Source organism: Nostoc sp., from assembly GCF_036916655.1.
Taxonomy (GTDB): domain Bacteria; phylum Cyanobacteriota; class Cyanobacteriia; order Cyanobacteriales; family Nostocaceae; genus Nostoc.
The window spans coordinates 14,276-37,480 of record NZ_JBALFY010000114.1 but is presented as its reverse complement, the minus strand read 5'-3'; the positions used below and the strand labels follow the sequence as shown (position 1 = coordinate 37,480).

Below are 23,205 nucleotides of genomic sequence, written 5' to 3'. Positions count from 1 at the left end.
TTTATAAGTAAAGCAGCTATTATTCAACATTTATGAATGAAGAGGAATGCCAAGCATTTTACCAACAATTAATAAGGATTTTACGAGAAATAGAAATGAATTGGGTAGTTCAATTGGCTACTGAAGAAATCAGTATAGGCACAATTGTCAGGCACGATACTCATGATTTAGCTGCTAAAGAATACACGCAAAAAGAACGACTGAAAATATTGATAAGCCTTATAAAGCAATCAATAGTGGATGAAGTACTTATAGAATAAAGAGTAGTCCAGTTCTTTGAAAACAATGAAAATTTTTCAAATTTAAACCCTAGTATCACATTCGCCTCTGATATAGATGAAGGCGATTTTAATATTAATTATGATAATGTTTTTAGCAATTTAGAGCCAGCTAATGAACTGTTAAGATTACTTGAAAGAATAACTGAGGCTATTGATGATGAGACTGCATTCTGATTTACTTGGAAAAATTGAACTTCAGCTAACGAGGTTAAAAAGCACATTAGATTATACTTACAAAAGTAAAGCAAAAGCAAATGATTTGTTTGAAGCTTTTATATTTACCATTCTTTTAGATGCTGCTATAAGAGAAAATGTAAATAGACCTATACAATTTGAAGACACATCGGGAAACATAACTTCAGATATTTTATTCAGAAGAAGTCCCGGTTATATTAACTATCAGAAGAAAAAATATACCCATGCTGTACTCATTTTTCCAACAAAAGGTGATGATTTAGAGTTAGAAGTGCATCTGGGAATTTACGCAGTAGGTTCATCAAAAGTACCTCAAGAATGCGATATCGCAGTTTTATTAAGGACGGAAGGAAAACGTTGCAGGAATGTAAAAAATAAAAACAGTATAGTAGTAAAATCTACAAATATTGTCATAGGAGTAGAATGTAAATGTCATGAATCTTCTAAAGTTGCTCTAGGTTCTGGACGTTCTTTTTTAGGATTAGTTCAAGACTTTTCAAGTAATGGAAAATATTTTTTCGTATTTAACAATGAAAAACCATCTGTGGAAAAGATGTTATCGCATTACGATAAAGGATGGGAACACAATTTATCTCCAACTTCTATAAAAGAAATAGACCGCTTACGTAACTTATTTCAAGATAGATTCAAGATATTGAAAGCAAAGGTAGAATTATAAGTAACACTTATTGGAATTGTATTTCTCCCCAGGTGCTATGAGGGGCGATCGTAAAAAGCCTGGTTAAACAGTTATGCTTATTAGGTGTCAAATCGCTGTAATAGTTCATTTGACGTTGTACTCTCAACTCAGTTTTCATCAGGCTTATTTGCTCATTGCCGCTAAATTCATCACACATTCAGGAAACTGGCGTTTTAATGCTGGAAATACCGGACAAGGCGCTTGTTCTTGTAAATTGTCCGGTTTACTCCAAGTAAAGGGGGCTTTCTGCGCCGCAGACATCCACAACAGCAGCTTTGCCCGTGTCATAGCAACATAGAGTAAACGATACTCTTCAGATGTTTTCAAATTCTTTGCCACCTCCCACGCCTGACTAACATCCGGTATGACAGATTCTTCATGGAGAGTAGCGCGAATTTGGGCACGGGCTACTTCTGATAAGGTAAAGTCACCTAAAAATTGGCTTTGGGGAGGAACCCAAAATCTCCCAGGAATCAAGTTTTCGTGGAGAAAGGGAAGAAATACATAGTCCCAATCTAACCCTTTGGCTTTGTGCATGGTGATAATCGTCAGTTGGCCGCGACGAGTGTAACGTTCTTCCGAATCTTCGGTTTCCACTGGTTCAAACCGTTCGGAACTAACGATTTCACTTAAAGCTGAAAGCATTCCCCCCATCGAACTATTGCCAGCTATCTGCTGGTTAACCCGTTCTGCGAGTTTATCAGCAGTTGCCAATTCTGCCTGATCGTAATTTAAGGTCAAGGCGAGAAAGGAAATTAGCTGGTACAGGGGCAATTCCAAACGAGCGCGAAGTAAACTACGACACAAACGCGCAGCTTTTTGTACTGTTTCTGGCTGGGGTGCTGCTAGGGGGCCAGGATACAAAAACTCTTCTGGTAGACTAGCAAGAGCGTTAAGGTCTTGGGTAGGAATTAACTGGCGCTGTACTAATGCCTCTAAGGCGGCTTTGAGGTAATCAGGGGAGTGGGGGCGATCGCAAAATTGCAATAATGCCAAAATTTCTTGGGGAACATGGGAACGGCGATCGCGTTCTCCCACATCGTAAAGTGTAATATTATGCTCTTTGCATACAGGCGCTAAAGCTTCTGCTAACCATCTTCCTTGACGATTTTCTCGGACTAAAACTGCTGCACTATTTTTTGTTGGATCTTCACCAAATAACTCAATCACCCTTTGAGATAACAATTTAACGGTGTGATGAATATCATCGGGTGTATAAAGTTCCAGTCCTCGCCCTACTGCTACGGGGTTAGCGTTAGTTTGCGGATCGCCAGCTTCCACAGGGCGAATTGTCTGCAAGCGAAATGGTACTTGTCGGTTATTAGGAGTTTGTTGTTTGTTGTTGGTTGTTGCTAACCACTGATTATTGATCCATTTGAGGGCAAAGTTAGCAGCTTCAATGATAATTCTAGTACTGCGACCGGCTTGATCCATCGTTGCCAATCGTTCTATGCGATCGCACTCTTCGCAAAATTGCCGAAAATAAATCGGATCGGCTGGGGTAAAGGTAGAGTTAATCGCCTGATTAGGATCGCCAACTCGGACTAAATTGAGTGCTGAGTTAGGAGAGACGCGATTCATCGCGTCTGTTAGGAGTGAAGAATTATCTCCCCCATTACTTGCCAAAATTTCTAATAGTTGCGTCTGAAGAGGGCTAGAATCTTGGGCTTCATCTTCAAAGACGGCGAATACTTGATTTTGCTCGACGCGACGGGCACTGTCATTTTCTAAAACGCGCAGTGCGGCTAAAATCATATCGTCGTAATCAATGAAGTCACGCGATCGCATTAAGTTTTGATATTGTTCGTACAATCCCGCCGCTACGCTCAAAATTCCATATTCGTCTGTGGTTTGCTTACTCCACTCCCGCAACAATTCTGGCGATATCCCCGAACTTTTTGCTTCATGAATTACCGTATTTGCTAATTCTGGTAATACTTCTGTTCGCAGCACCGATTGACGACGCAATCTTTCTGTCTCTTCTCCGTCAAATTGATGACCTTCTAATAACCGCAAATATCGGTCTGGATTATTTACAATCCATTGTTCTACAGCAGTTCTGATAAAGCGGTGACTTTGGGTTGGTGTAATTAATGTGACATTTTCTAACTGCAAACCCGACAAATCAGAATGACGGTTGGCAATGTTCAACGCTAAACCATGCAAGGTATAGACAAAAAAGCCCGTTTGGGGTAAACGTAAATCATCTCGTAAGAATTTGCGAATCTTGGCTTTAATATTGGCAGCAGCAGAGCGAGTAAAGGTAACGACTACCAACTGACGACGGAAGGATGAACGCTCATATTGACGAGCGATCGCGATCGCCGCCGCCGCCGCCATACCCGTAGATTTGCCTGCACCCGGAACGGCAGAAATCGCCAAAGGCCCAGATTGCCAATCAGCCATTTGCTGCTGTCCAGGGCGGAGACTGTTGCGAATTGCGAGAATTTTCTCTTGTAAAGAAGGAACAGGCGATCGCTCAGACAATTCTGAGTCAAGTAATTCTTGAACAACAGGAATAGTAAATTTAGAGTCGGACATATAAAATTTTAGATTTTAGATTTTGGATTTAATTCCAAAACTGCATGGCATATATGATTTAAGCGGATTCAGAATCTCTAATTGACCAGGTAATATTAACCCATCTTGTATATCTTCTAAACTCAATCTTAGCTTACTAACTAACAACTCCCAATACAAATTCACCTTCATTCACAGCTTGATTAGTTGCGACATCATAAACTAATCCATCTTGTTGAGCGCAAACATCAATTACAGTAGGTAATTTCTCTTCTTTATTAAAACTGAGAATTTGATACAGCTTTTCTCCAGCTTTAATTCTACTACCTAATTCAATTCTAGATTGAATCATCCCACCTGCGATCGCATAATATTTTTTCCGGTTGCCACTGGATACAAAATTCATCTCATGGTTTTTCGCATCATTCCATGAATTAGGAATTTGCAGTACACCTTTTTGCGCTAAATAATTTTTCACACCCCGCACACCTTTAGCAACTGAATCGGAATTCATTTGCATTCCTGTTCCCAATTCTAGTGTCCAAGCTTCCACATCAAACTTAATTTCTCTACCAAAGTTTTTAAAACAAGCTTCCAATGCTAACCAAGGTTTGATAAAAGCTTCATCAAAAGCATCACCATCATATTTATCAAGTAAAATTCCGAAATCAAGCAAGAAATATTTGGCACTATCTTCTCGATTTCGGAAGTAATAAAGGTAGTCTAAAGCGTAATTGGTAGAACTATGTAAATCAATTAAGTAGTCTGCATCTAAACTGAGATTTTGTAGCTTATAGCTAAAAAGCTCAGTGTAAGGAACAGAATGAGGAGAATTAATTTTTTCTAAAATTTTTGCGAATTGTTGCTTAATTATAGTTAGATAATTTTGTCGAACGACTTCTAGATCGATATGAAGTTGAGATTTAGTAAAAGCTACTAAATCATCAGCTTCTTTTTCGTAGTCCCAAAATATACGATTCCAGTCCTTAGCTTCGTAAACGCAGTAACGCCCAGGGGAAAAATGATGAGCGCGTTCATTAGTTCCCATTGGATTACAAACGGGAACTAAGCAAACTTCTCCAATTAAATCTGTATCATTTATTGTCAATAAAAACTCAATTAGTTGGTGAATAACGGCATTACCAGCAATTTCTGCACCGTACAGATTAGATTGGATGTAAACTTTTTTACCAGGTTTAGCGCCGACGAACTTGTAAACTTGGAGAAAAAGGCGATCGCCCGAAGCCATTTGACGTAATACAATTTTTTCAATAACTGGCAGCATGAAACAATTCAGTGATGATTTGAGTAAATTATCGCTTTATCTGTACCGAAATAAATGGCCGACTCATGATTGTAGAGACGGCCATTTATCGCGTCTTGCCTTAACCGAACAGTATTGTAAGTTGTTACTATTTTTTGAAGACAGACAGGTTTCCTGGTTAGTAAATATATATTTAAGCATTTATTCTAGAAATAAAATTAATAATCCCCCGACAAAACAAACTTTGCTAGGCTCATTTGCTCTCTAAGTCGGAGGATTATTAAGGAATCTCAAGGCATACCCAATGCGGATTCTACCTACGCAACTTCAACTGAAGATTGATGAACTGCCGATAAAAGCTAGAAATACCGGGGCAAATTGTACAGAAAATGACTTTTACACTAGCTCTTTGACGTTTTGCCGTTCACCTACGGTTGATTCACTAAAGATGGCTACATACAACCATCCTGCTAAAATAGCTCCCAAGATCGGAGCTATCCAGAACAGCCAGACTTGCGAAAAAAGTTCTACACCTGCAAATAGAGCAACTCCCGTACTACGGGCGGGATTAACTGAGGTATTGGTTACAGGAATGCTAATCAGGTGAATTAAGGTGAGTCCAAAACCAATTGCTAGGGGTGCAAATCCCTTAGGAGCGCGGCTATCAGTTACACCCAGAATAATCAGCAGAAACATGAAAGTCATTACAACTTCAGTAATCAGGCAAGAAAATAGCGTGTAACTACCTGGAGAGTGATTCCCGTAGCCATTAGTAGCCAATGGGTTGGAGCCAGTTAGGGTAAATCCAGTTTTGCCGCTAGCAATCAGGTAGATAATGCCCGCACCCACAACTGCACCGATTACTTGAGAGACGATGTAAGGTAGTAAGTCAGACGCCGGAAAGCGCTTACCTGCCCACAATCCAAAGGAAACAGCTGGATTGAAATGACCACCAGAAATGTGACCAAAAGCATAAGCTCCGGTGAGGACAGTCAGCCCAAACGCCAAAGATACACCAACTAATCCAATACCCAATGGAAAAGAAGTATTTTCACTGATTTTTGCAGCATCCGCTGTGTAGGCTGCGGCTAGAACAGCGCTACCACAACCACCTAAAACAAGCCAGAATGTACCAATAAATTCGGCCAAGCAACGTTTAGTTAGAGACATTTTCGGAAAACTCCTTGTTCAGCTACAAACGAGTGATAGCTATGTTGGGCAATGCTTGAGTTATTCACATCAACAAGAAATGTATCGTGTTTGTTTCGCGATCAAACTAAATCGAAACAATAGGAAATTGTTTTTTATTCAATAATTGGGGTGATAAAATATGAAGATAGCGGAAAAGCTAAAATAACAAAAAAAATACTTAATTTCTTAAGAATTTTGCTTCCTTTATACATTGATTTATTAAGATTCTTGTTCTAGTTAATATAATTTTCAAGACTCCCACACCCGGAAGGTGTGGGAGTCTAAAAATTGAATCAATACGGTTAGGTTAAGGTTTTTTAATGAAAATTATAAATCGCAAAGACGCGATAAATCGCGTCTCTTTCCTTAACCAAACAGTATTGAAAATTGAATTTATTCGTCAATCTGCCAAGAATCTTTAGTTAATTCTTCATCCAGAATTTTCTTAGGACGCACAATAATGATAACTTGTCCTAATAGAGAGACTTCTGGCTCAGTTTCAAACCATTGAAAATCTAATTCACCAGCATTTTCAACAACAAAGTAGCTGGAGGCATCCCATTGTCGTTGGGCACGATCTATTACTACTACGACTGGCCCTGTTTGGTTTTGGGTTTGGATGGGGAAGCGATCGCTATTCGCTAAAATTACTACTGGATCTTCTGCCGCCAAAAGCACTTGCCAACCTGGTAAGGGTACCCAAGCTTGTTCTCCAGAAAACTTGACCATCCGAAATGGTTCAATTTCTGTCAATATGGGCACTGCCTGCAAGTCTTGTTTTGACAATGGCAACTCGCCTACCACGGGCAATATTCGGGGTAATTGTTCTTCAAATTCTAGACGGTAAAAGGGTAAAATTGGTGCTGGACGGCGGGGAACAGTAGTAAAATCAGTCAGTAATTGTTCGATTCTTTGCCTTGCACCTGGCGTGTGAGCAAAACGCAACCCTTTGGCAATTAGGCGCGATCGCTGTTGTAAATCTGCATTTTGGCGTGCCAGTTTCCAAACTTGGTGAGCAAAGGCATCTCCAGGATGGGCAGAAAAGCCTTCTGGTAAAGTGCGGTAATAGGAGAACTCTTTCAAAGCTTTTGCTATTTCCCGTGCTTCATCAGCATCAACGTTGTGAACGAAGATCAGTTCGGCGGCGGCGGCGCGTTCTTCTTGAGTCAGTAAACGCAGTTCGTATAAAACATCACTGCCGCGTGTGGTGTAGTGCGATCGCGTTGCTTCCGATACTCCAAACTTTTCCAAAGAATTGTAAACTTGAGAACCAACAACCACCTGATTTTGTTGAATTGGCTCAAATCCAGTCGCCTCAAAAATGTCTTGGGGATTGTAACCGGCTTTTAGTAACGAGGCGATCGCTGTTCCCCATTCCACCCAGTTACCTTGTTTTTGCCTCAGCCTTCGCAGTAACTCTTGTGCTACATCGTTATTAGCATTGTCTTCGGGATTCTGAGCGTTGGGTGGTAGATCAGTCATAATCAGAGTGCGAGCTTCAACTTGAGAGGTTAATTAACACCTCATGAGCAAGTCTTATTCTAATCTATGAACTACCCAGACCTACTGCCTTGAGTTCATCTATGGAAACTTATCTTGGAGGCAGAGGGCACGAGGTTGGAATTTATCTATTATTTTTATAAGGAGAATTCAGAACTCAGGAGCGGAGCCGGAGACGCTCCGCCTCTGGTCAGAATGGGCTAAACCTTAGCTATCCGCTAACAGTATGAATTCTGTACGAGTGGGTGATAGCGCCGGCGGCAAGCGAGTCCGCGATAGCGAGTCTTCTCCCAAAGGAAGACGTCAAGGGCGACCGAGCGTCGCGTCTGAATATTGGTTAAAACCACGTAAGAGGTGGGCGAAAAAAATTAAAATATTTTCGCCTGAAAACTCTATCCCTTTATGGGTAAAGTATTCTGAATTCTGAATTCTGAATTCTGTATTCTGACTCCTGTTTTATTGCTTTCAACCCCATTTAATTCCAAGTTAGCCTACGGGTGAAGCTACTCACAGAGGCTACAGCTTTGCTAATTTCCTCTGTAACGCTCACTCTTAGCATTTTAAGATATGCAAAATAACTCCGTATAAACCCTTGGCAATTTTCGGCTATTCTCAACTAAACTTGGTATGGAATATAACAAGAGAGTAAATATTTAAAGGAAATATCTTATGGATAATCCCAGTGTTGAAATTGATAAAGTCCACTATCAAGTTATGACTCTCGAACGACCAAAAAAGCTGAAAATCTTAGTCGTTGACGATGAGCCAGATAATCTCGATCTACTTTATCGTACATTTCGACGCGACTTTAACGTTCTCAAAGCTGATAGTGGAGTAAACGCCCTACAAGTTTTGGCCGCAGAAGGCGAGGTAGCGGTGATTATCTCCGATCAACGAATGCCAGAAATGAAAGGAACTGAGTTTCTCAGCAAAACAGTACCTCAGTTTCCCGATACAGTAAGAATAATTCTCACCGGATTTACTGATATTGAAGACTTGGTAGAAGCGATTAATGCGGGGCAAGTCTACAAATATATTACCAAGCCTTGGGACCCAGGGGAACTGAAGGCAGTGGTGCAAAGAGCAGCAGAAACCTACGACTTGCTCAAGCAACGCACAGAAGAATTACGCCGCGCTCATGCTCAAATGGCGTTGCTGAGTGTTTTGGTACAGGTAACTCAAGCAGCTTCTAGCTTAGAGGAAACTCTTGCTCCAATTGCTAGGGCTGTGAGTGAGACTTTTGGGGCAGATGGCTGTATTCTACAACTTACAGATGGAAATACTCTGGTTACGACTCAAGGAAGTTACAGCGATACAGGTACAATAGAAAATTGGTTATCTCAAGACCCACTCACAAAGGAAGCGATCGCCACCGGGCAAATGCAAGTTTCCTTAAATATACTGAAAGACACTAAACTAGTTGATGCTACTCACTACCAAAATACAGGAGTGCAAGCACATTTAGTGATTCCCATTAGCTACCGTAATGAACTTTTGGGCGTATTATCACTACAGTGGAAACAACCCTGCACTTTGCGAGAAGATGAATTAACCCTAATTAATTTATCAGCACAACTAGTGGCGATCGCTCTGACTAGTGGTCATTAGTCATTAGTCAATGCCCAATACTTCTCTACCAGAGGCTAGGCGTAGCTTACTTCCCCCAAGAGGTACGCTCACAAGCGCCCTATGCCCCATGCCCTATGCCCAATATTAAATGAGTAACGAAATTAAGTCCATTTTTAACCGTATTGCTCCAGTTTATGACCAATTGAACGATTGGTTGAGTCTGGGACAGCATCGAATCTGGAAGGAAATGGCAGTCAAATGGAGTGCAGCTAAACCGAGAGATACTGCATTAGATTTGTGTTGCGGTAGTGGTGATTTAGCCTTGCGTTTGGCGCGGCGCGTGGGAGCAACAGGAAAGGTGTACGGAGTGGATTTTTCCCCAAACCTACTCGAAAACGCTAAAGAACGCTCTCAAAAGCAGTACCCCCAACCTGCAATCGCCTGGATAGAAGCTGATGTCCTCAATTTACCCTTTGACGACAACCAATTTGATGCCGCAACAATGGGCTATGGTTTAAGAAATGTTAAAGATATTCCCCGCAGTCTCCAAGAGTTATACCGGGTTTTGAAGCCAGGAGCTAAAGCCGCAATTTTAGACTTTCATCGACCGAGTAATCTTCAGCTACGTACCTTTCAGCAGTGGTATTTGGACGGTTTCGTGGTGCCAGTTGCAACTTATTTGGGCTTAAAAGAAGAATATGCTTACATCAGTCCCAGCCTAGACCGCTTTCCCATTGGCAAAGAGCAAATAGAGTTAGCTCGTCAGGTTGGTTTTGCTGTTGCCACACACTACCCCATCGCGAACGGTATGATGGGAGTGCTGGTAGTCAGCAAATTTTAGATTTTAGATTTGCAATTTTGGATTGGGGACTGCGGAATAGGTAATGGGTAATGGAGAATCCTTAGTGGTTAGTCGAAAAGCAACTAACAATTAATAACCGCCAAATACCAATTACCAATACTCAATCCCTAATTTATAATCTAGAATCCAAAATCCAAAATCCAAAATCCAAAACCCTGTGGACTGGTCTCATCTTTGGCTTTATGTGTCTCCCCCGGTACTGGGTGGAATTATTGGCTATTTCACAAATGATATAGCCATAAAAATGTTGTTCCGTCCTTACCGAGCAATTTATATTGCTGGACGAAGAGTACCCTTCACCCCTGGATTGATCCCCCGCAACCAGGAACGTCTGGCTAAGAACATTTCCAATACAATCATGGGGTCACTGTTGACACCACAAGAATTACAAAATCTGGCACGGCGTTTGTTGCAAACAGAACGCGTGCAAGCTGCAATTCTTTGGTTATTGCAGCTGGCGATTGAACAAATCAAAACAGATAAAAACCAGAAAAGTGCCAAAATTGTTGCGGGAATTTTGCGAGATTTACTAGGGGAATCTTTGCCCCGGTTACTCAAGGTTTTGGCGCGACGGGAAGATTTTTTGGAAGCGCAAATCAATCAAATTTTTGACCAGATATTGCTGGAATTTCAATTAAGCGAAGAACAAGCTACGCGGCTGGCTGACTGGTTATTGCAAGTAGTTTTACCGCCGGATATGCTACGCCAAGCCATAGTTGATTTTTTAACCGATCGCACGATTCAAATTATCGATGAAGGGTTCCGCGAAAAAACCAGTGGGACTTATTGGGTAGTAGCAAATTTATTTGGCTTACGTAATACTCTCACACGGCTACGGACTTTTTGCTTAGATGAAAAAGAGGCTACCAATACTCGCTTGCAGGAATTGATTCAAGATTTACAAATGCGCGATCGCATTCGGAAATTACTGCAAAATTTATCATTACAAAACTTGCCAATGGGGACGGTGCGCCAACTCCGAAAGACCACCCGCGAAAGTGTCCGTCATTATCTGCAAAATAGTGGTAGCGATTTTTTACAAGGATTAACTGATTCTGTTGATTGGGAAAATATTGCTGTAGTGCTGCTGAATCGTCTTAGTACTTCACCAGTTGTCAGTACTTCTTTAGAAGTGATGAGTCAAGAATTGGCTCTAATTTTAGATAAGTATTTGGAAAAAGATTTAGAAGCAATTGTCACCCAAGTGATTCCAATTTTGTCGATAGATGAAGTGATAGTTGACCGTGTAAAATCAACTTCGCCGGCTGATTTAGAAGCGGCGATTGAGGGAATTGTAAAAAATGAATTGCAGGCAATTGTAACTTTAGGTGGTGTTTTGGGTTTTGTTATCGGGTTGTTGCAAACAGTGTTTTTAATATTAAGTCAATATTAGTTTTTTGTTTTTTAACTGTAAAATTTTATCAAATTATGGTGGGGCTGAGGTTCAGAATTAGGGCAGTCACGTCGCTTCTCTTCGAGACGCCAAGGGCGAACGCTCCGAATTCAAAATGACGCTCGCGGACTCGCTAACGCTACGCTAACAAAATTCAAAAGTAATGATCCCCATAAATAAATTTAGAGGGTTGTATCATGAGTCGTTTTCGGTCATAATTGCTTCTCAATCTTGCTAACTGTAGCGTAGCACTTCTTAATATATTAAATTGACCATTGAGCTTCTAGCTTAGTTATAGATTTGGTTTTTGTCTTTATAATCATGTCAGGAATTTAGTTTGCTATTCAAAGGCTCAATATATGCTTGTAGAGTATCTTTAACTTTAGAAGGCTGACGAACTGGAGCGATCGCAGAATAATCTGGTTTTACTGTCCAGTCATAATGACGAAGTAGTGTGGAAAGCACAATTTTCATTTCCATTTGGGCAAATTCCATACCTAAACAACTGTGCGAACCATAACCAAAACCCATTAGTGCCAAAGGATGTTTTTTATCTTCTTCGCGAGGTGGTGCGAAGCGATCGGGGTCGAAGCGATCGGGATCGGTGTACAGTTCTGGTAAGCGGTGAGTCAGCATGGGTGAGATAGTCACAAACCAACCAGCAGGGATGCGATAGCCTCCATACTCAATATCCTTGAGAACTCCACGGTTATAGGCATACACTGGCGGATAGAGCCGTTCTACTTCTTTTAATACGTTGGTTAACTGTGGAAGTTGTTTGAGATGGGACAGGTTAAGGGAATTATCTCCCACAACTGCTAATTGTTCTTGGCGCAGTCGCTCTCGCCACTCTGGGTGATTACCTAATTCAAAGATTACCCAAGTCAGCAAGGAGGCTGTAGTTTCGTGTCCAGCAAACAGCAGTAGTAATGCTTCGTTGATTACCTGTGCTTCGCTCAATTTATTACCGTCTTCATCAACAGCCGCTAAAAGTAATCCCAACACATCTTTTGATTCTTCTAAGTTACCCTGCTCCATACGTTGGGCGATTACTTGACGCAAGAAAGCTACTAACTTACCCCTAGCATTTTGACCGCGACCATATAAAGTGAAAGGGACATTCCATTTGAATATTGCCAGACTGCTATCTATCAGTTGTGTAAACCACTGACTGGTTTGCTCAACTTCGCTCTTGTTCTGACTTCCCAAGAACAGGCGAGTCGCAACTATCAGAGTAAGTTGGCGGAAACTAGAATTTAAGGGAATCGTTTCTCGCTCTCCCCAATCTTTGAGGAAGTCTTGCACAATATTTTGAATGGTATCGAAGTATGTAGCGATCGCTTTTCCGTGAAATGCTGGATACATCAAACGACGAGTTAACCGATGTTCTTCCCCATCTTGTAATAAAATATTGTTGCCAAATGTTGATTCTAAGAAATACCACCCGATCCGCGACGACATATTTTCCGCTTGTTCTACCAGCACCAGCCGATTAGCATTAGGGCCGATTAAATAAGCACGTTTGTATCCCATGACACTCGTCTTAAAAACTGAACCATGCTGCTGGAATCGTCGCCATATATACAGTTCTAAATCCCGAAATATTTCTAAAGTCTCGCCTAAGATGGGTAAGCCAAAGCTACCAGGCATTTCCTCAGCGGATTTTAACTCCTGCATTATTTAAGTACCTCCAGCAGTAATTAGTAACAGTATCTACTTAACGGAAAACGGACGGTTAGAAACCGCGTCTATACAAACAAAAGCTACCGATCCTGGGTTTCAAACCCTTAATTTTACTTTAGTCCGTGGAAGCGGACTTCTCTGCGAGACGCTACGCGAACGCTTGTATAGCCGCGAATTCTATTCGCCAGGTCTTAAGTTGACACTAATGAACGCAGTGGCTCCCCAACCTACAATTTTTTGCTACAATTTTTTGCAGCATTTTAGCCTCTTTGGTGTTCTTAGAGTTTAAGTAATCAAGGGGACACAACACTTAGATAAATTTAACTACGTTTGAGAAAAATTATTCTTAGTCAAGACTTTGCTAATATTATCAAAATGTATTATACGCAACGCGTCATTTTATGCCTAGTGTTGAAGCCAACGAAAACCGAGAGCATCGCATTAAAACAGAGATTATTGTAGATGCTGAAGACAAAGAAGACAGGGCTATGGGTTGGTACTATTACCTCGAAGAGACTCTAAATTTTCCCTTTCTGGCAAAATGGACTAAGAAGGGACGTAAATCAGCTTCCGCCGAGGAGAAACAAGTCGAAGTCGTGGGAATGGCCCCAGATGATGAGTGCTTAAAAGATATGTTTGTAGAAGTGGCTTATATTAATGGTAAAGATGATGATGTATATTCTGCAAAATTATCTGAAATAGCAGCCATTGACGCTGACAGTGAAACTCAAGAAGCGATCGCAGACTGGCTCTATTGGATTGCTAGAGAATATAAGTTTTAAAGAAGAATACAGCATTCAGAATGGGCTAAACCTTAGCTATTCGCTAACAGGAGTCAGAATACAGAATCAATTAGTGGGAGACTTAAACCTATTTATTCAGACGCGACGCTAGAATACTTGCTAATGTTGTGCTATCGGTGAGTTATACAAAATTAAATTCTGTTAGCGGATAGCTAAGGTTTAGCTCATTCTGGCTCCTGACTCCTGAATTCTGTTTTACAAAATTCTAGGACAAATACCGAATGACGCGGCAGGGATTACCGGCGGCGACAACATTCTCAGGTATATCTTTGACAACTACACTGCCGGCACCAATGGTTGTATTATCACCAATAGTTACACCTGGACAAATAATTGCACTGCCACCAATCCAGACATTATTACCAATGTTGATTGGAGCAGCTAATTCTCTACCAGAAAGACGAATTTCTGGCTCTGTAGGATGATAAGCAGTATAAATTTGCACATAAGGAGCGAATAAGACATTTTCACCAATGTAAACTCTATTGCAGTCTAAAATTACACAGCCATAGTTCATATATAATTTGTCACCAGCGAAAATATTACTGCCATAGTCACAGTGAAAAGGTGGCACAATTGCTATTTTTTCACCGATTCTGCCAAATAATTCTTGCAAAATTTGCTGTCGTTGCTCTTGCTGTTCTTCAGTCGTGGAATTATAACTTCGCAATAGACGACTAGCTCGTTTACTTTCGGCAGCCAATTCTGGATCTTCTGCCAAATATAATTCGCCTGCGAGCATTTTCTGTTTTTCAGTTTTTTCCATAACTAATTTATTTGAATTGGTAGCAGAAAGAACTATTAACTAAAATATGGCATAAGTAGCTTTTCCCTGCCGTTTAGCTCGGTACATAGCAATATCAGCATCCCGTAGCAAAGTTGCAGGCTCGTCATGATTACTAAAATTCCAAGTAATACCAATGCTAGCTGTAGCAGATAATTGATATCCATTGAGGTTAACTGGCAATCGTAAGGAGTCTTGAATACGTTTGGCAACATTGGTAGCATCGGTAATATCTTTAATATCCTCCAAAAGGACAGTAAACTCATCACCACCAAATCGTGCTACAGTATCGCCACCACGTAAACACAACTCTAAACGTCTAGCGATCGCTATTAAAAAATCATCCCCCATTCCATGCCCAAAGCGATCGTTAATCTCTTTGAAGCCATCTAAATCCAAAAATAAAACTGCAAAATAATAATCGCTTCTGCGTTTACTACGTTCAATAGTTTGTCTGAGCCTATCTAAGAATAAAACACGATTCGGTAATGCTGTTAGCCCATCATAAAACGCATTACGGATCAGTTGCGCCTCCGTCTGCTTGCGTTTGGTGATATCTTGAAAAATTAAAACCGCGCCAGTAATATTACCATCTCGATCGCGGATGGGTGAAACATTATCCCCAATCGCTATTTCTCTACCATCTTTTGTAATCAATGTACAGTTTTCTGGTAAATTGAAAATTTCACCTGCTTCCATTACATCTCTGGTTAAATTTTCAATTCTTTCTCCTATATCTTTGTCAACTAAGTTAACAATTTCTACTAAATCTTTACCAAACGCTTCACTTTGCTTCCAACCAGTGATTCGTTCTGCGATGGGATTCATCATTTGAATAGAACCATTTGCATAAGTCACAATCACTGCACAGCCCATACTGTTAATAATTGTCACCAGTCTTTGTTTCTCTTCGTATAATATCTTTTTGCTTTGATGTTTGTACAAAGCCATTTCAATCGCAAAATGTAAATCTCTTTCAATAACTGGTTTGACTATATAGCTAAAAGGCTCACTTAGCGGATTTTTATGTAATGTTTTATATTCCAAACACTCTGTTAGATATACTACAGGTACATGAAAGTGATTCTGGATAATATCTGCTACGTGTACACCGTCAATTTCCCCAGCTAGGCAGATATCAATTAATACTAAATGTGGATGAGTTTCTGCTACTTTTTTTATTGCCTCTTTACCAGACTTAGTTATTTCTGAAACGGAATAACCTAGTTTTTGTAAACTTTTTCTAATATTTGAGGCGAGAATTTTTTCATCCTCAACAACTAGGATTTTGCGGGCGAGCATGTTAAGTAACCTGTTTGCTAAGGTTCAGATTTCTGCTGTCAGTGTCAACTCGATCGAAAAGTAATTATTTTATCATAAAGAATATCTAAGTATCCTGTCTTCTTGCTTAATACCAATACTAAATTAACGAGTAAATAGCGTCATGTTATTAACCTCTGGTAATTTCTGTGCTTGTCAAAGCTAATTTTGATTAATTTATGCAGCTAATATCATGTTATTAACATTTATTCAAATTACCATGTAATTACAAGCATTCAATAACTGATTTTAAAGTGTATACAATAGTTTTTCTTCGGATAAGCATAAATGCTAAGTATAGTATTTATGTAAAAATTAATCAAGAATAAAAGTTCATGAAATCACGACATACTACTTTCATATAGGTTAAAAAAATTATAGAGTGTGTTGTATATCATATAATAATGTACATTCACTCAATTGATATTAAACATTAATCACTATCTGAAATTTTAGAGTTAAATATCACTTTATCTAGAAATAGTTTTTTCTCGGTCTGGGTTTAAATTACCGTCTAAAACTGTCTTAAATATTGAATGTTGATTGAAATAGTATTACTTAGAACTATTCATCGCTGCTGCTTAATTCTTAACAAGAAAGAATTCAGGAGTCAGGAGCTATATTCACTTCTGAATCCCCGACGAGAGTGATTTTGAAGCCTTGCCATGCTCCTAAATTCTGACTTCTGAATTCTTGTTCAATCAAAAATCTTACGATCTAAAAATGTGTAAGTTAAATACTCATCAGCAGGTCGCGGAACTTTATAGTTTTTTGATCGTGAGTCAATGCCGGGGGCAATGGCAGGAAAAATTATCTTTGTGAGATACTTCTACGCTCCATATAAACCCCTTTCTTTTACTAGCAGATATTGAAAAAAACACATTTTGTGCTTTATGGATTGGACTTACTTTTAGTCAATTCAATGCTAATTTTGCCACCAAAGTCTGGAATAGGTGCAGCAGGTTTGCTGAGAGTGACTTGGACTTTTGTTACACGATCGCACTCTTGGAGGATAGAATCTGCGATCGTTGTTACCAATTTCTCCACCAAAGCAAATTTAGAGGTTTTGAGCAGATGTTGTATCAAGCTAATGACGCTGCGATAATCTAAAGTGTCTTCGATCGCGTCAGTCTTAGCCGCTGTGGAGATATCCAACCATAACCTCACATCCACCTCAAACCATTGTCCTAGTACCTGTTCTTCTGGTAGATACCCAGTGTAGCCATAGCCGCGAATTCCCGTTAAATGAATGCAGTCCATAAAAATTTGAGAGCAAATTGGGCATTTTGTAGAAAGTTGAGCAAGTTTGCTTGGAGATTTTCTTTCCCAGAAACTCGCTTGGCGGTGTTGGGTTCCATCACCGTATTGATGGATTTTAAATTGAATTTACCTAGACAAAATCTAAAATTTAAGATTGTTTTATAAGAAGAATTCAAAACTCAGGAGCGGAGCCGGAGACGCTCCGCCTCCGGTCAGAATGGGCTAAACCTTAGCTATCCGCTAACAGTATGAATTCTGTAGGAGTGGGTGATAGCGCCGGCGGCAAGCGAGTCCGCGATAGCGAAGCGGTAGTGAGTATTTTCGAGTCGCGTCTGAATATTGGTTAAAACCGTACAACTCTTAGAGACGCTACCGCGTAACAAGATCCCCGTAGGGGTACGTCCCGCTACGCGCTTTCGCCCCTGGTGGGCGAAAAAAATTAAAATATTCTCGCCTGAAAACTCTATCCTTTTATGGGTAGAGTATTCTGAATTCTGAATTCTGTATTCTGACTCCTGTTTTATCGCTATGTTTGATTTAATGCCGATCGCTTATAGGAATGTTAATCAACTTTGGGCTTATATTTTAACAGAGACACTAAAGCGGTTGGGATTGACTTGTGCCATCATTTGCCCCGGATCGCGCTCTACACCTCTAGCGATCGCCTTTGCTCAACAAGCACCTGAGATTGAAGCGATTTCCATTCTCGATGAACGTTCCGCCGCCTTTTTCGCTTTGGGACAAGCGAAAGCAACCGGTCGCCCTGTGGTAGTTGTTTGCACTTCTGGTACAGCAGGGGCAAACTTTTATTCAGCAGTCATTGAAGCGAAAGAAAGTCGCGTACCACTCTTGCTATTAACCACCGATAGACCGCCAGAATTGCGAGATTGTCACTCTGGGCAAACTGTAGATCAATTGAGATTATATGGCAACTACCCAAATTGGCAAACAGAGTTAGCTTTACCCTCAGCCGATTTGGGAATGCTAGCTTACCTGCGACAAACGGTAATTCATAGCTGGGAAAGGGCGCAAACTCCTATAAAGGGGCCGGTACATTTGAATATTCCCTTTCGCGATCCCTTAGCGCCTGTTCCTGATGGAACTGACTTGAGTTATTTTCAATCGCAGTTTCACCCAGAAGACTTTTTTGCAGGAATAGCAAACCCATCCCCCATTCCCCATTCCCCATTCCCCATTCCCCAACAATGGAAAGAATGCGATCGCGGTATCATCATCGCAGGTGTCGCCCAACCGTCGCAACCAGAGGAATATTGTAGAGCGATCGCGCGCCTTTCCCAAACTCTCAAATGGCCTGTGCTAGCTGAGGGACTCTCCCCAGTCAGAAATTATGCCGAACTCAACCCTTATTTGATTTCCACTTATGACTTGATTTTGCGAAATCAGCAATTAGCCAAGCAGTTAGCACCCGATATGGTGATTCAAGTAGGTGAAATGCCTACTAGTAAAGAACTGCGTACCTGGATCGATGCAACCCAACCGCGACGCTGGGTAATTGATCCCAGCGATCAAAACCTCGACCCTTTGCATGGGAGAACGACGCATTTACGCATATCTGTAGAAGATATAAAAGCAGAGGAGATAAATTTATCTTTCTCTTCAAACTATGAAAAGCAATGGTGTGATGCAGAAACTAAAGTCAGGTTAGTTGTTGACCAAACGATGGGGAAAATAGATGAAATGATTGAGAGTAAAGCAGCTTGGTTAATATCTCAGATTTTACCGCCAGGAACGCCTCTGTTTATTGCCAATAGTATGCCTGTGCGGGATGTAGAATATTTCTGGAAACCGAATAATTTAGGAGTGCGATCGCACTTTAACCGGGGTGCAAATGGCATAGATGGCACATTATCTACAGCTTTAGGAATTGCCCATCGCCAGCAAAGTAGTGTAATGTTAACGGGAGATTTGGCACTGTTGCATGACACCAATGGTTTTTTAATCCGCAATAAGTTTGTCGGAAATCTGACGATTGTATTAATCAACAATAATGGCGGTGGCATTTTTGAAATGTTACCCGTTGCCAAGTTTGACCCACCATTTGAAGAGTTTTTTGGCACTCCCCAGGATATTGATTTTGCTCAGCTGTGTGCAACTTATAATGTGCAGCATGAATTGATTACTTCTTGGCAACAGTTACAGCAAAGATTAAACCAGCTTCCAACTACAGGAATTCGAGTTTTGGAGTTGCGGACAAATCGCAAAGCTGATGCCAAGTGGCGACAGAATAATTTACGGAATTTTGCCGTAGATATTACAATTTAATTATTTTATTCAGGGAACTCCAAGAAATAAATTATCCAATATTGTGGGGTGGGCATCTTGCCCGCCCTATGGACTGCACAAGAGTTAATTGAATATTTTTATTATTTGTCAGTCCCTAAACTATTTCACTTTGCCGCTCTGCATCTACCCTGTGGGTTCTGCTTTCAGCATCGTAAAATACAAAAAAAGGGATAAGCCCAAAAGCCTATCCCTCAAAAAATCAACTAATCAATGTATCAAGTTCCACTTGTCCAAGAGTTAATGTACTCAATTTGATCTGCTGTGAGGCTATCAATCGTGATACCAATAGCCTGCAACTTCAACCGAGCAATTTCTTGGTCGACTTCAACAGGAATTGAGTGCAAACCAGGTTGCAACTTACCCTTATTCTTCACCAAGAATTCACAAGCCAACGCTTGGTTTGCAAAACTCATATCCATCACCGCACTGGGGTGTCCTTCAGCCGCAGCTAGGTTAATCAAGCGTCCTTGTCCGAGAACGACAACTGATTTACCATTTTTCAACTTATACTCTTCAGTGAAAGGACGAACTTCTTTGATTTCCTTAGCTTGTGCAGCCAAGTATTTCAAATCAAGTTCCAAGTCAAAGTGACCGGAGTTACAAACGATCGCACCATCTTTCATGACATCGAAGTGTTCACCACGAACGACGTGCTTGTTACCAGTCACAGTGATAAAAATATCACCTTCAGGTGCAGCTTTAGCCATTGGCAGAACGCGGAAGCCATCCATTACGGCTTCAATTGCCTTGATGGGGTCGATTTCGGTGACGATGACGTTAGCACCCATCCCACGGGCGCGGAGGGCTGTACCTTTACCACACCAGCCATAACCGACGACGACAATGTTTTTACCAGCCAACAAAATATTTGTGGCGCGGATAATGCCATCTAGGGTTGATTGCCCAGTACCATAGCGATTATCAAAGAAGTGCTTGGTATCAGCATCGTTGACGTTGACTGCGGGGAAGGTGAGAACGCCTTCTCTAAACATGGCGCGTAACCGCACAATACCAGTGGTAGTTTCTTCGGTGCTACCAATCAAATCAGCAATTTGGTGTTGGCGTTCTTGTACCAAAGTTGCAACCACATCGCTACCGTCATCCACAATAATATTGGGGCGGTGATCTAAAGCTATTTGGACGTGGCGGTTATAAGTTGCGTTATCTTCGCCTTTTTGAGCAAAGACGGGAATTTCGTGATCCAAGACGAGGCTAGCGGCTACGTCATCTTGGGTTGATAAGGGGTTGCTAGCAATTAAAAGCGCGTCTGCACCACCGGCTTTCAGAGCGATCGCCAAATGTGCTGTTTCGGTTGTAATGTGGGCGCAAGCTACAAGGCGTAAACCAGCGAAGGGTTTCTCAATAGCAAAGCGATCGCGGATTTGCTTCAAAACTGGCATTTCGCGTCCAGCCCATTCAATGCGCTGTCTACCCAAGGCAGCTAGGCCGAGGTCTTTAACCTCGTGCTTTAATCGGGGAGAAGTTGCGGTCATCAAAAGTTACCTCAAAAAATTAAAAAAGCTACGTAAAAATTTACGCACTCTACTAGGTTATTGTACTACTGCTGATTTTTGCTGGCAATTAGCAAATTACTAGTTAATAGTCTTCAAAACTAGCTTGACGTTTGATCAGCGCAATGTCAACTTCCTCTCTAGGTTCTTCCTTTTTGTTTTATCTTTGGTAAGAGTTAAAACTCTTCTCTGTCTTAGCTGCTGATTTTCAGCACTTTGTCATCTCTCTAAAGGTAGAGTAAAAACAAAACAATATCAAAATTTCATTGTCAAAAAAGAAAACTTCAACTTTAGATAGGTACATCTACCCAAAGATATTGCAGAGGATAGTTATAGAAATAGTCACTAGTAGATTTTACTCAAGGAGGTGTTTGAGTGCGCTTTCAATTTTTGGCGTTGGCTTTGCCCGCCGTAGGCATCGCCAGTTCAATAGCTATAGGCGTTGTATCTGTGCCAAAAGCCGCAGCCCAGATTCCTTTTTTACCGCAACTGCAAGCTCCCAGCAGTGTGAGTAATGATTCAGATAACAGAGTTGTTTCGGGCTGGATTTATTTAGATGGTCGTCGGTTATTTCAAATAGCGGCATCAAGAACCAACTTTCCTGAGCGTTCAGAAGATATTCAAAAGAAGTTGAAGAAAATTGGCCAAAATTACTTTCAATCACCAGCAACAACGCCAGTCAAGGTAGAAGTTCGGAAAGTCAACGAATTACCAGTAATTTATGTCAACGGTCAATATCTGATGACCGTTACTTCTGAAGATGCTGGACTCCGACAGGTAGATATATCAACATCGGCAAATCAAGTCGCCGAATCGTTACAAGAAGACTTGCAACAAGCAAAGCAAGAAAGGCAAACTCAATCTTTAATCGACCAAGGTAAAATTGCTGCGGGCATCGGACTGGCAATGATTGTCATGAGTTGGGGGGTATATAGCTGGCAGCGGCGTTCTCAAAAGGATTCAGAACACTTCATTACCTCCCAACCCCAAAGGGAACTCTTCAACTACCCAAAACCAGCAGATCAAGTAATTACAACACAACTAAATCAACGACAACAGCAACATCTCCAAGAAGCCAAGAGACGATTATTTCAGCTAAGTCAAGCCGGAATTTGGGGAGGTGGAAGCTTCTTTATTTTAGGTTTATTTCCCTATACACGAGGTTTTCAGGTAGGAATTCTCACAGCCGCCCAATTTCCTTTGCGATTAGGTGTCGTATTTTTGGGAACCTATGTAGCGATCCGTTTGACCTACGCCCTAATTGACCGCTTTGCCTCCACTTTGATCAGCAGTGGTGCTTTTTTAACTCCAGAAAGTTCTGCACGGCTGCAACTGCGAGTTTCCACGTTTTCTGGTGTGACTAAAGGTATCACTACTGCTATCTGGCTAGGAGTAGCCTTCTTGCTAGCGCTGGTATCCTTGGGGATAGATATCGTTCCCTTGCTAGCGGGTGCAAGTTTAGTTGGTGTTGCATTGTCTTTGGCCTCGCAAAACTTAATTAAAGATGCGATTAATGGTTTCCTGATTATTTTAGAAGACCAGTACGCTTTAGGCGATGTAATTACTGTGGGAGATGTGGGAGGCCTAGTAGAAACTCTGAATCTGCGGATGACCCAAGTGCGGGATTCTGAAGGGCGCTTAATCACGATTCCCAATGGTGAAATCAAAGTTGTTGCCAATCTTTCTAGTCGTTGGTCACGAGCCGATTTAACAGTTCCCATCGCCTACCAAGCCGATACAGAAGAGGCTTTGAAATTGATTGCAACGATTGCTGATAAAATGAATCAAGAAATGCAATGGCAGAGTCAAATTTTGGAACCGCCGCAAGTTTTGGGAATAGATCAATTTGGCGATCGCGGTTTGATTATCCGTATCTGGATTAAAACACAGCCCCTTAAACAATGGGATGTAGCACGAGAACTTCGCCGCCGCCTAAAAGTTGCCCTAGACGAAGCGGGAATTTCCATCTCTGTGCCTCAACAAGCAATTTGGGTCAATGACGATCAGTTGTTAAATTTTCAAGGAAATGGCAAAGCTAATTAGAAAGAGAGTACAAGCTCCCACC

Annotated in this window: 17 protein-coding genes; 8 read left to right on the top strand and 9 right to left on the bottom strand. The window is 41.1% G+C overall.

Features of this window, described 5'->3' with window-relative positions; translation table 11 throughout:
* Window positions 1-32 precede the first annotated feature (32 nt).
* Entirely contained in the window at window positions 33-260 is a 228-nt protein-coding gene (locus V7L31_RS29910; RefSeq protein WP_334699587.1) for a hypothetical protein, read from the top strand.
* Between the two features lie 175 nt (window positions 261-435).
* Window positions 436-1,155 carry a hypothetical protein gene (locus V7L31_RS29905; protein WP_334699586.1) on the top strand — a complete coding sequence of 240 codons (720 nt, stop codon included), beginning with the start codon at window positions 436-438 and terminating at the stop codon, window positions 1,153-1,155.
* Between the two features lie 144 nt (window positions 1,156-1,299).
* On the opposite strand, the gene V7L31_RS29900 is transcribed toward V7L31_RS29905, so the two are convergent.
* The 4 genes from V7L31_RS29900 to V7L31_RS29885 form a co-directional block, all read right to left on the bottom strand.
* Complete coding sequence (locus tag V7L31_RS29900; protein ID WP_334699585.1) at window positions 1,300-3,717, bottom strand: ATP-dependent helicase; 2,418 nt, start codon at window positions 3,715-3,717, stop codon at window positions 1,300-1,302.
* A gap of 136 nt (window positions 3,718-3,853) precedes the next feature.
* Window positions 3,854-4,981: a succinylglutamate desuccinylase/aspartoacylase family protein gene (locus tag V7L31_RS29895; protein WP_334699584.1), complete on the bottom strand. Its 1,128-nt coding sequence runs from the start codon at window positions 4,979-4,981 to the stop codon at window positions 3,854-3,856.
* 375 nt (window positions 4,982-5,356) lie between these two features.
* Complete coding sequence (gene aqpZ, locus V7L31_RS29890) at window positions 5,357-6,130, bottom strand: aquaporin Z (protein WP_334699583.1); 774 nt, start codon at window positions 6,128-6,130, stop codon at window positions 5,357-5,359.
* Between the two features lie 414 nt (window positions 6,131-6,544).
* Window positions 6,545-7,633 carry a RuBisCO accumulation factor 1 gene (locus tag V7L31_RS29885; RefSeq protein WP_334699582.1) on the bottom strand — a complete coding sequence of 363 codons (1,089 nt, stop codon included), beginning with the start codon at window positions 7,631-7,633 and terminating at the stop codon, window positions 6,545-6,547.
* A 687-nt stretch (window positions 7,634-8,320) separates the two neighbouring features.
* Between V7L31_RS29885 and V7L31_RS29880 the strand changes: the two genes are divergently transcribed.
* From V7L31_RS29880 to V7L31_RS29870, 3 genes are all read left to right on the top strand, one after another.
* Complete coding sequence (locus V7L31_RS29880; RefSeq protein ID WP_334699581.1) at window positions 8,321-9,259, top strand: response regulator; 939 nt, start codon at window positions 8,321-8,323, stop codon at window positions 9,257-9,259.
* Window positions 9,260-9,368: 109 nt separating this feature from the next.
* Entirely contained in the window at window positions 9,369-10,061 is a 693-nt protein-coding gene (ubiE, locus tag V7L31_RS29875; protein WP_334699580.1) for a bifunctional demethylmenaquinone methyltransferase/2-methoxy-6-polyprenyl-1,4-benzoquinol methylase UbiE, read from the top strand.
* Between the two features lie 178 nt (window positions 10,062-10,239).
* Complete coding sequence (locus tag V7L31_RS29870; RefSeq protein WP_334699579.1) at window positions 10,240-11,475, top strand: DUF445 domain-containing protein; 1,236 nt, start codon at window positions 10,240-10,242, stop codon at window positions 11,473-11,475.
* Window positions 11,476-11,799: 324 nt separating this feature from the next.
* Here the strand turns inward: V7L31_RS29870 and V7L31_RS29865 are convergent, their stop codons facing one another.
* Window positions 11,800-13,152, bottom strand: a complete 1,353-nt coding sequence (locus V7L31_RS29865; protein ID WP_334699578.1) for a cytochrome P450 — start codon at window positions 13,150-13,152, stop codon at window positions 11,800-11,802.
* 407 nt (window positions 13,153-13,559) lie between these two features.
* On the opposite strand from V7L31_RS29865, the gene V7L31_RS29860 reads away from it, so the two are divergent.
* Window positions 13,560-13,940, top strand: coding sequence for a calcium-binding protein (locus V7L31_RS29860; RefSeq protein WP_334699577.1), 381 nt, complete (start codon window positions 13,560-13,562; stop codon window positions 13,938-13,940).
* Between the two features lie 226 nt (window positions 13,941-14,166).
* Here V7L31_RS29860 and V7L31_RS29855 read toward each other — a convergent pair whose 3' ends face one another.
* The 3 genes from V7L31_RS29855 to folB all read right to left on the bottom strand — a co-directional run bounded on the left by V7L31_RS29855 (window position 14,167) and on the right by folB (window position 17,325).
* Complete coding sequence (locus tag V7L31_RS29855; protein ID WP_334699576.1) at window positions 14,167-14,727, bottom strand: sugar O-acetyltransferase; 561 nt, start codon at window positions 14,725-14,727, stop codon at window positions 14,167-14,169.
* Window positions 14,728-14,766: 39 nt separating this feature from the next.
* Window positions 14,767-16,047, bottom strand: a complete 1,281-nt coding sequence (locus V7L31_RS29850) for a GGDEF domain-containing response regulator (RefSeq protein ID WP_334699575.1) — start codon at window positions 16,045-16,047, stop codon at window positions 14,767-14,769.
* 909 nt (window positions 16,048-16,956) lie between these two features.
* Window positions 16,957-17,325 (bottom strand): dihydroneopterin aldolase, encoded by a 369-nt coding sequence (gene folB / locus V7L31_RS29845; protein WP_334699574.1) that lies wholly within the window; start codon window positions 17,323-17,325, stop codon window positions 16,957-16,959.
* A gap of 528 nt (window positions 17,326-17,853) precedes the next feature.
* On the opposite strand from folB, the gene menD reads away from it, so the two are divergent.
* The gene (menD, locus tag V7L31_RS29840; RefSeq protein WP_334699573.1) at window positions 17,854-19,608 is read left to right on the top strand and encodes a 2-succinyl-5-enolpyruvyl-6-hydroxy-3-cyclohexene-1-carboxylic-acid synthase; all 1,755 of its coding nucleotides are present in this window, start codon (window positions 17,854-17,856) and stop codon (window positions 19,606-19,608) included.
* Window positions 19,609-19,844: 236 nt separating this feature from the next.
* Here the strand turns inward: menD and ahcY are convergent, their stop codons facing one another.
* A complete protein-coding gene (gene ahcY / locus V7L31_RS29835; RefSeq protein ID WP_334699572.1) occupies window positions 19,845-21,122 on the bottom strand; it encodes an adenosylhomocysteinase in 1,278 nt (425 codons plus the stop codon).
* Window positions 21,123-21,515: 393 nt separating this feature from the next.
* Here ahcY and V7L31_RS29830 point away from each other — a divergent pair, with 393 nt between their 5' ends.
* Window positions 21,516-23,183, top strand: a complete 1,668-nt coding sequence (locus V7L31_RS29830; RefSeq protein ID WP_334699571.1) for a mechanosensitive ion channel family protein — start codon at window positions 21,516-21,518, stop codon at window positions 23,181-23,183.
* Window positions 23,184-23,205: the final 22 nt, after the last annotated feature.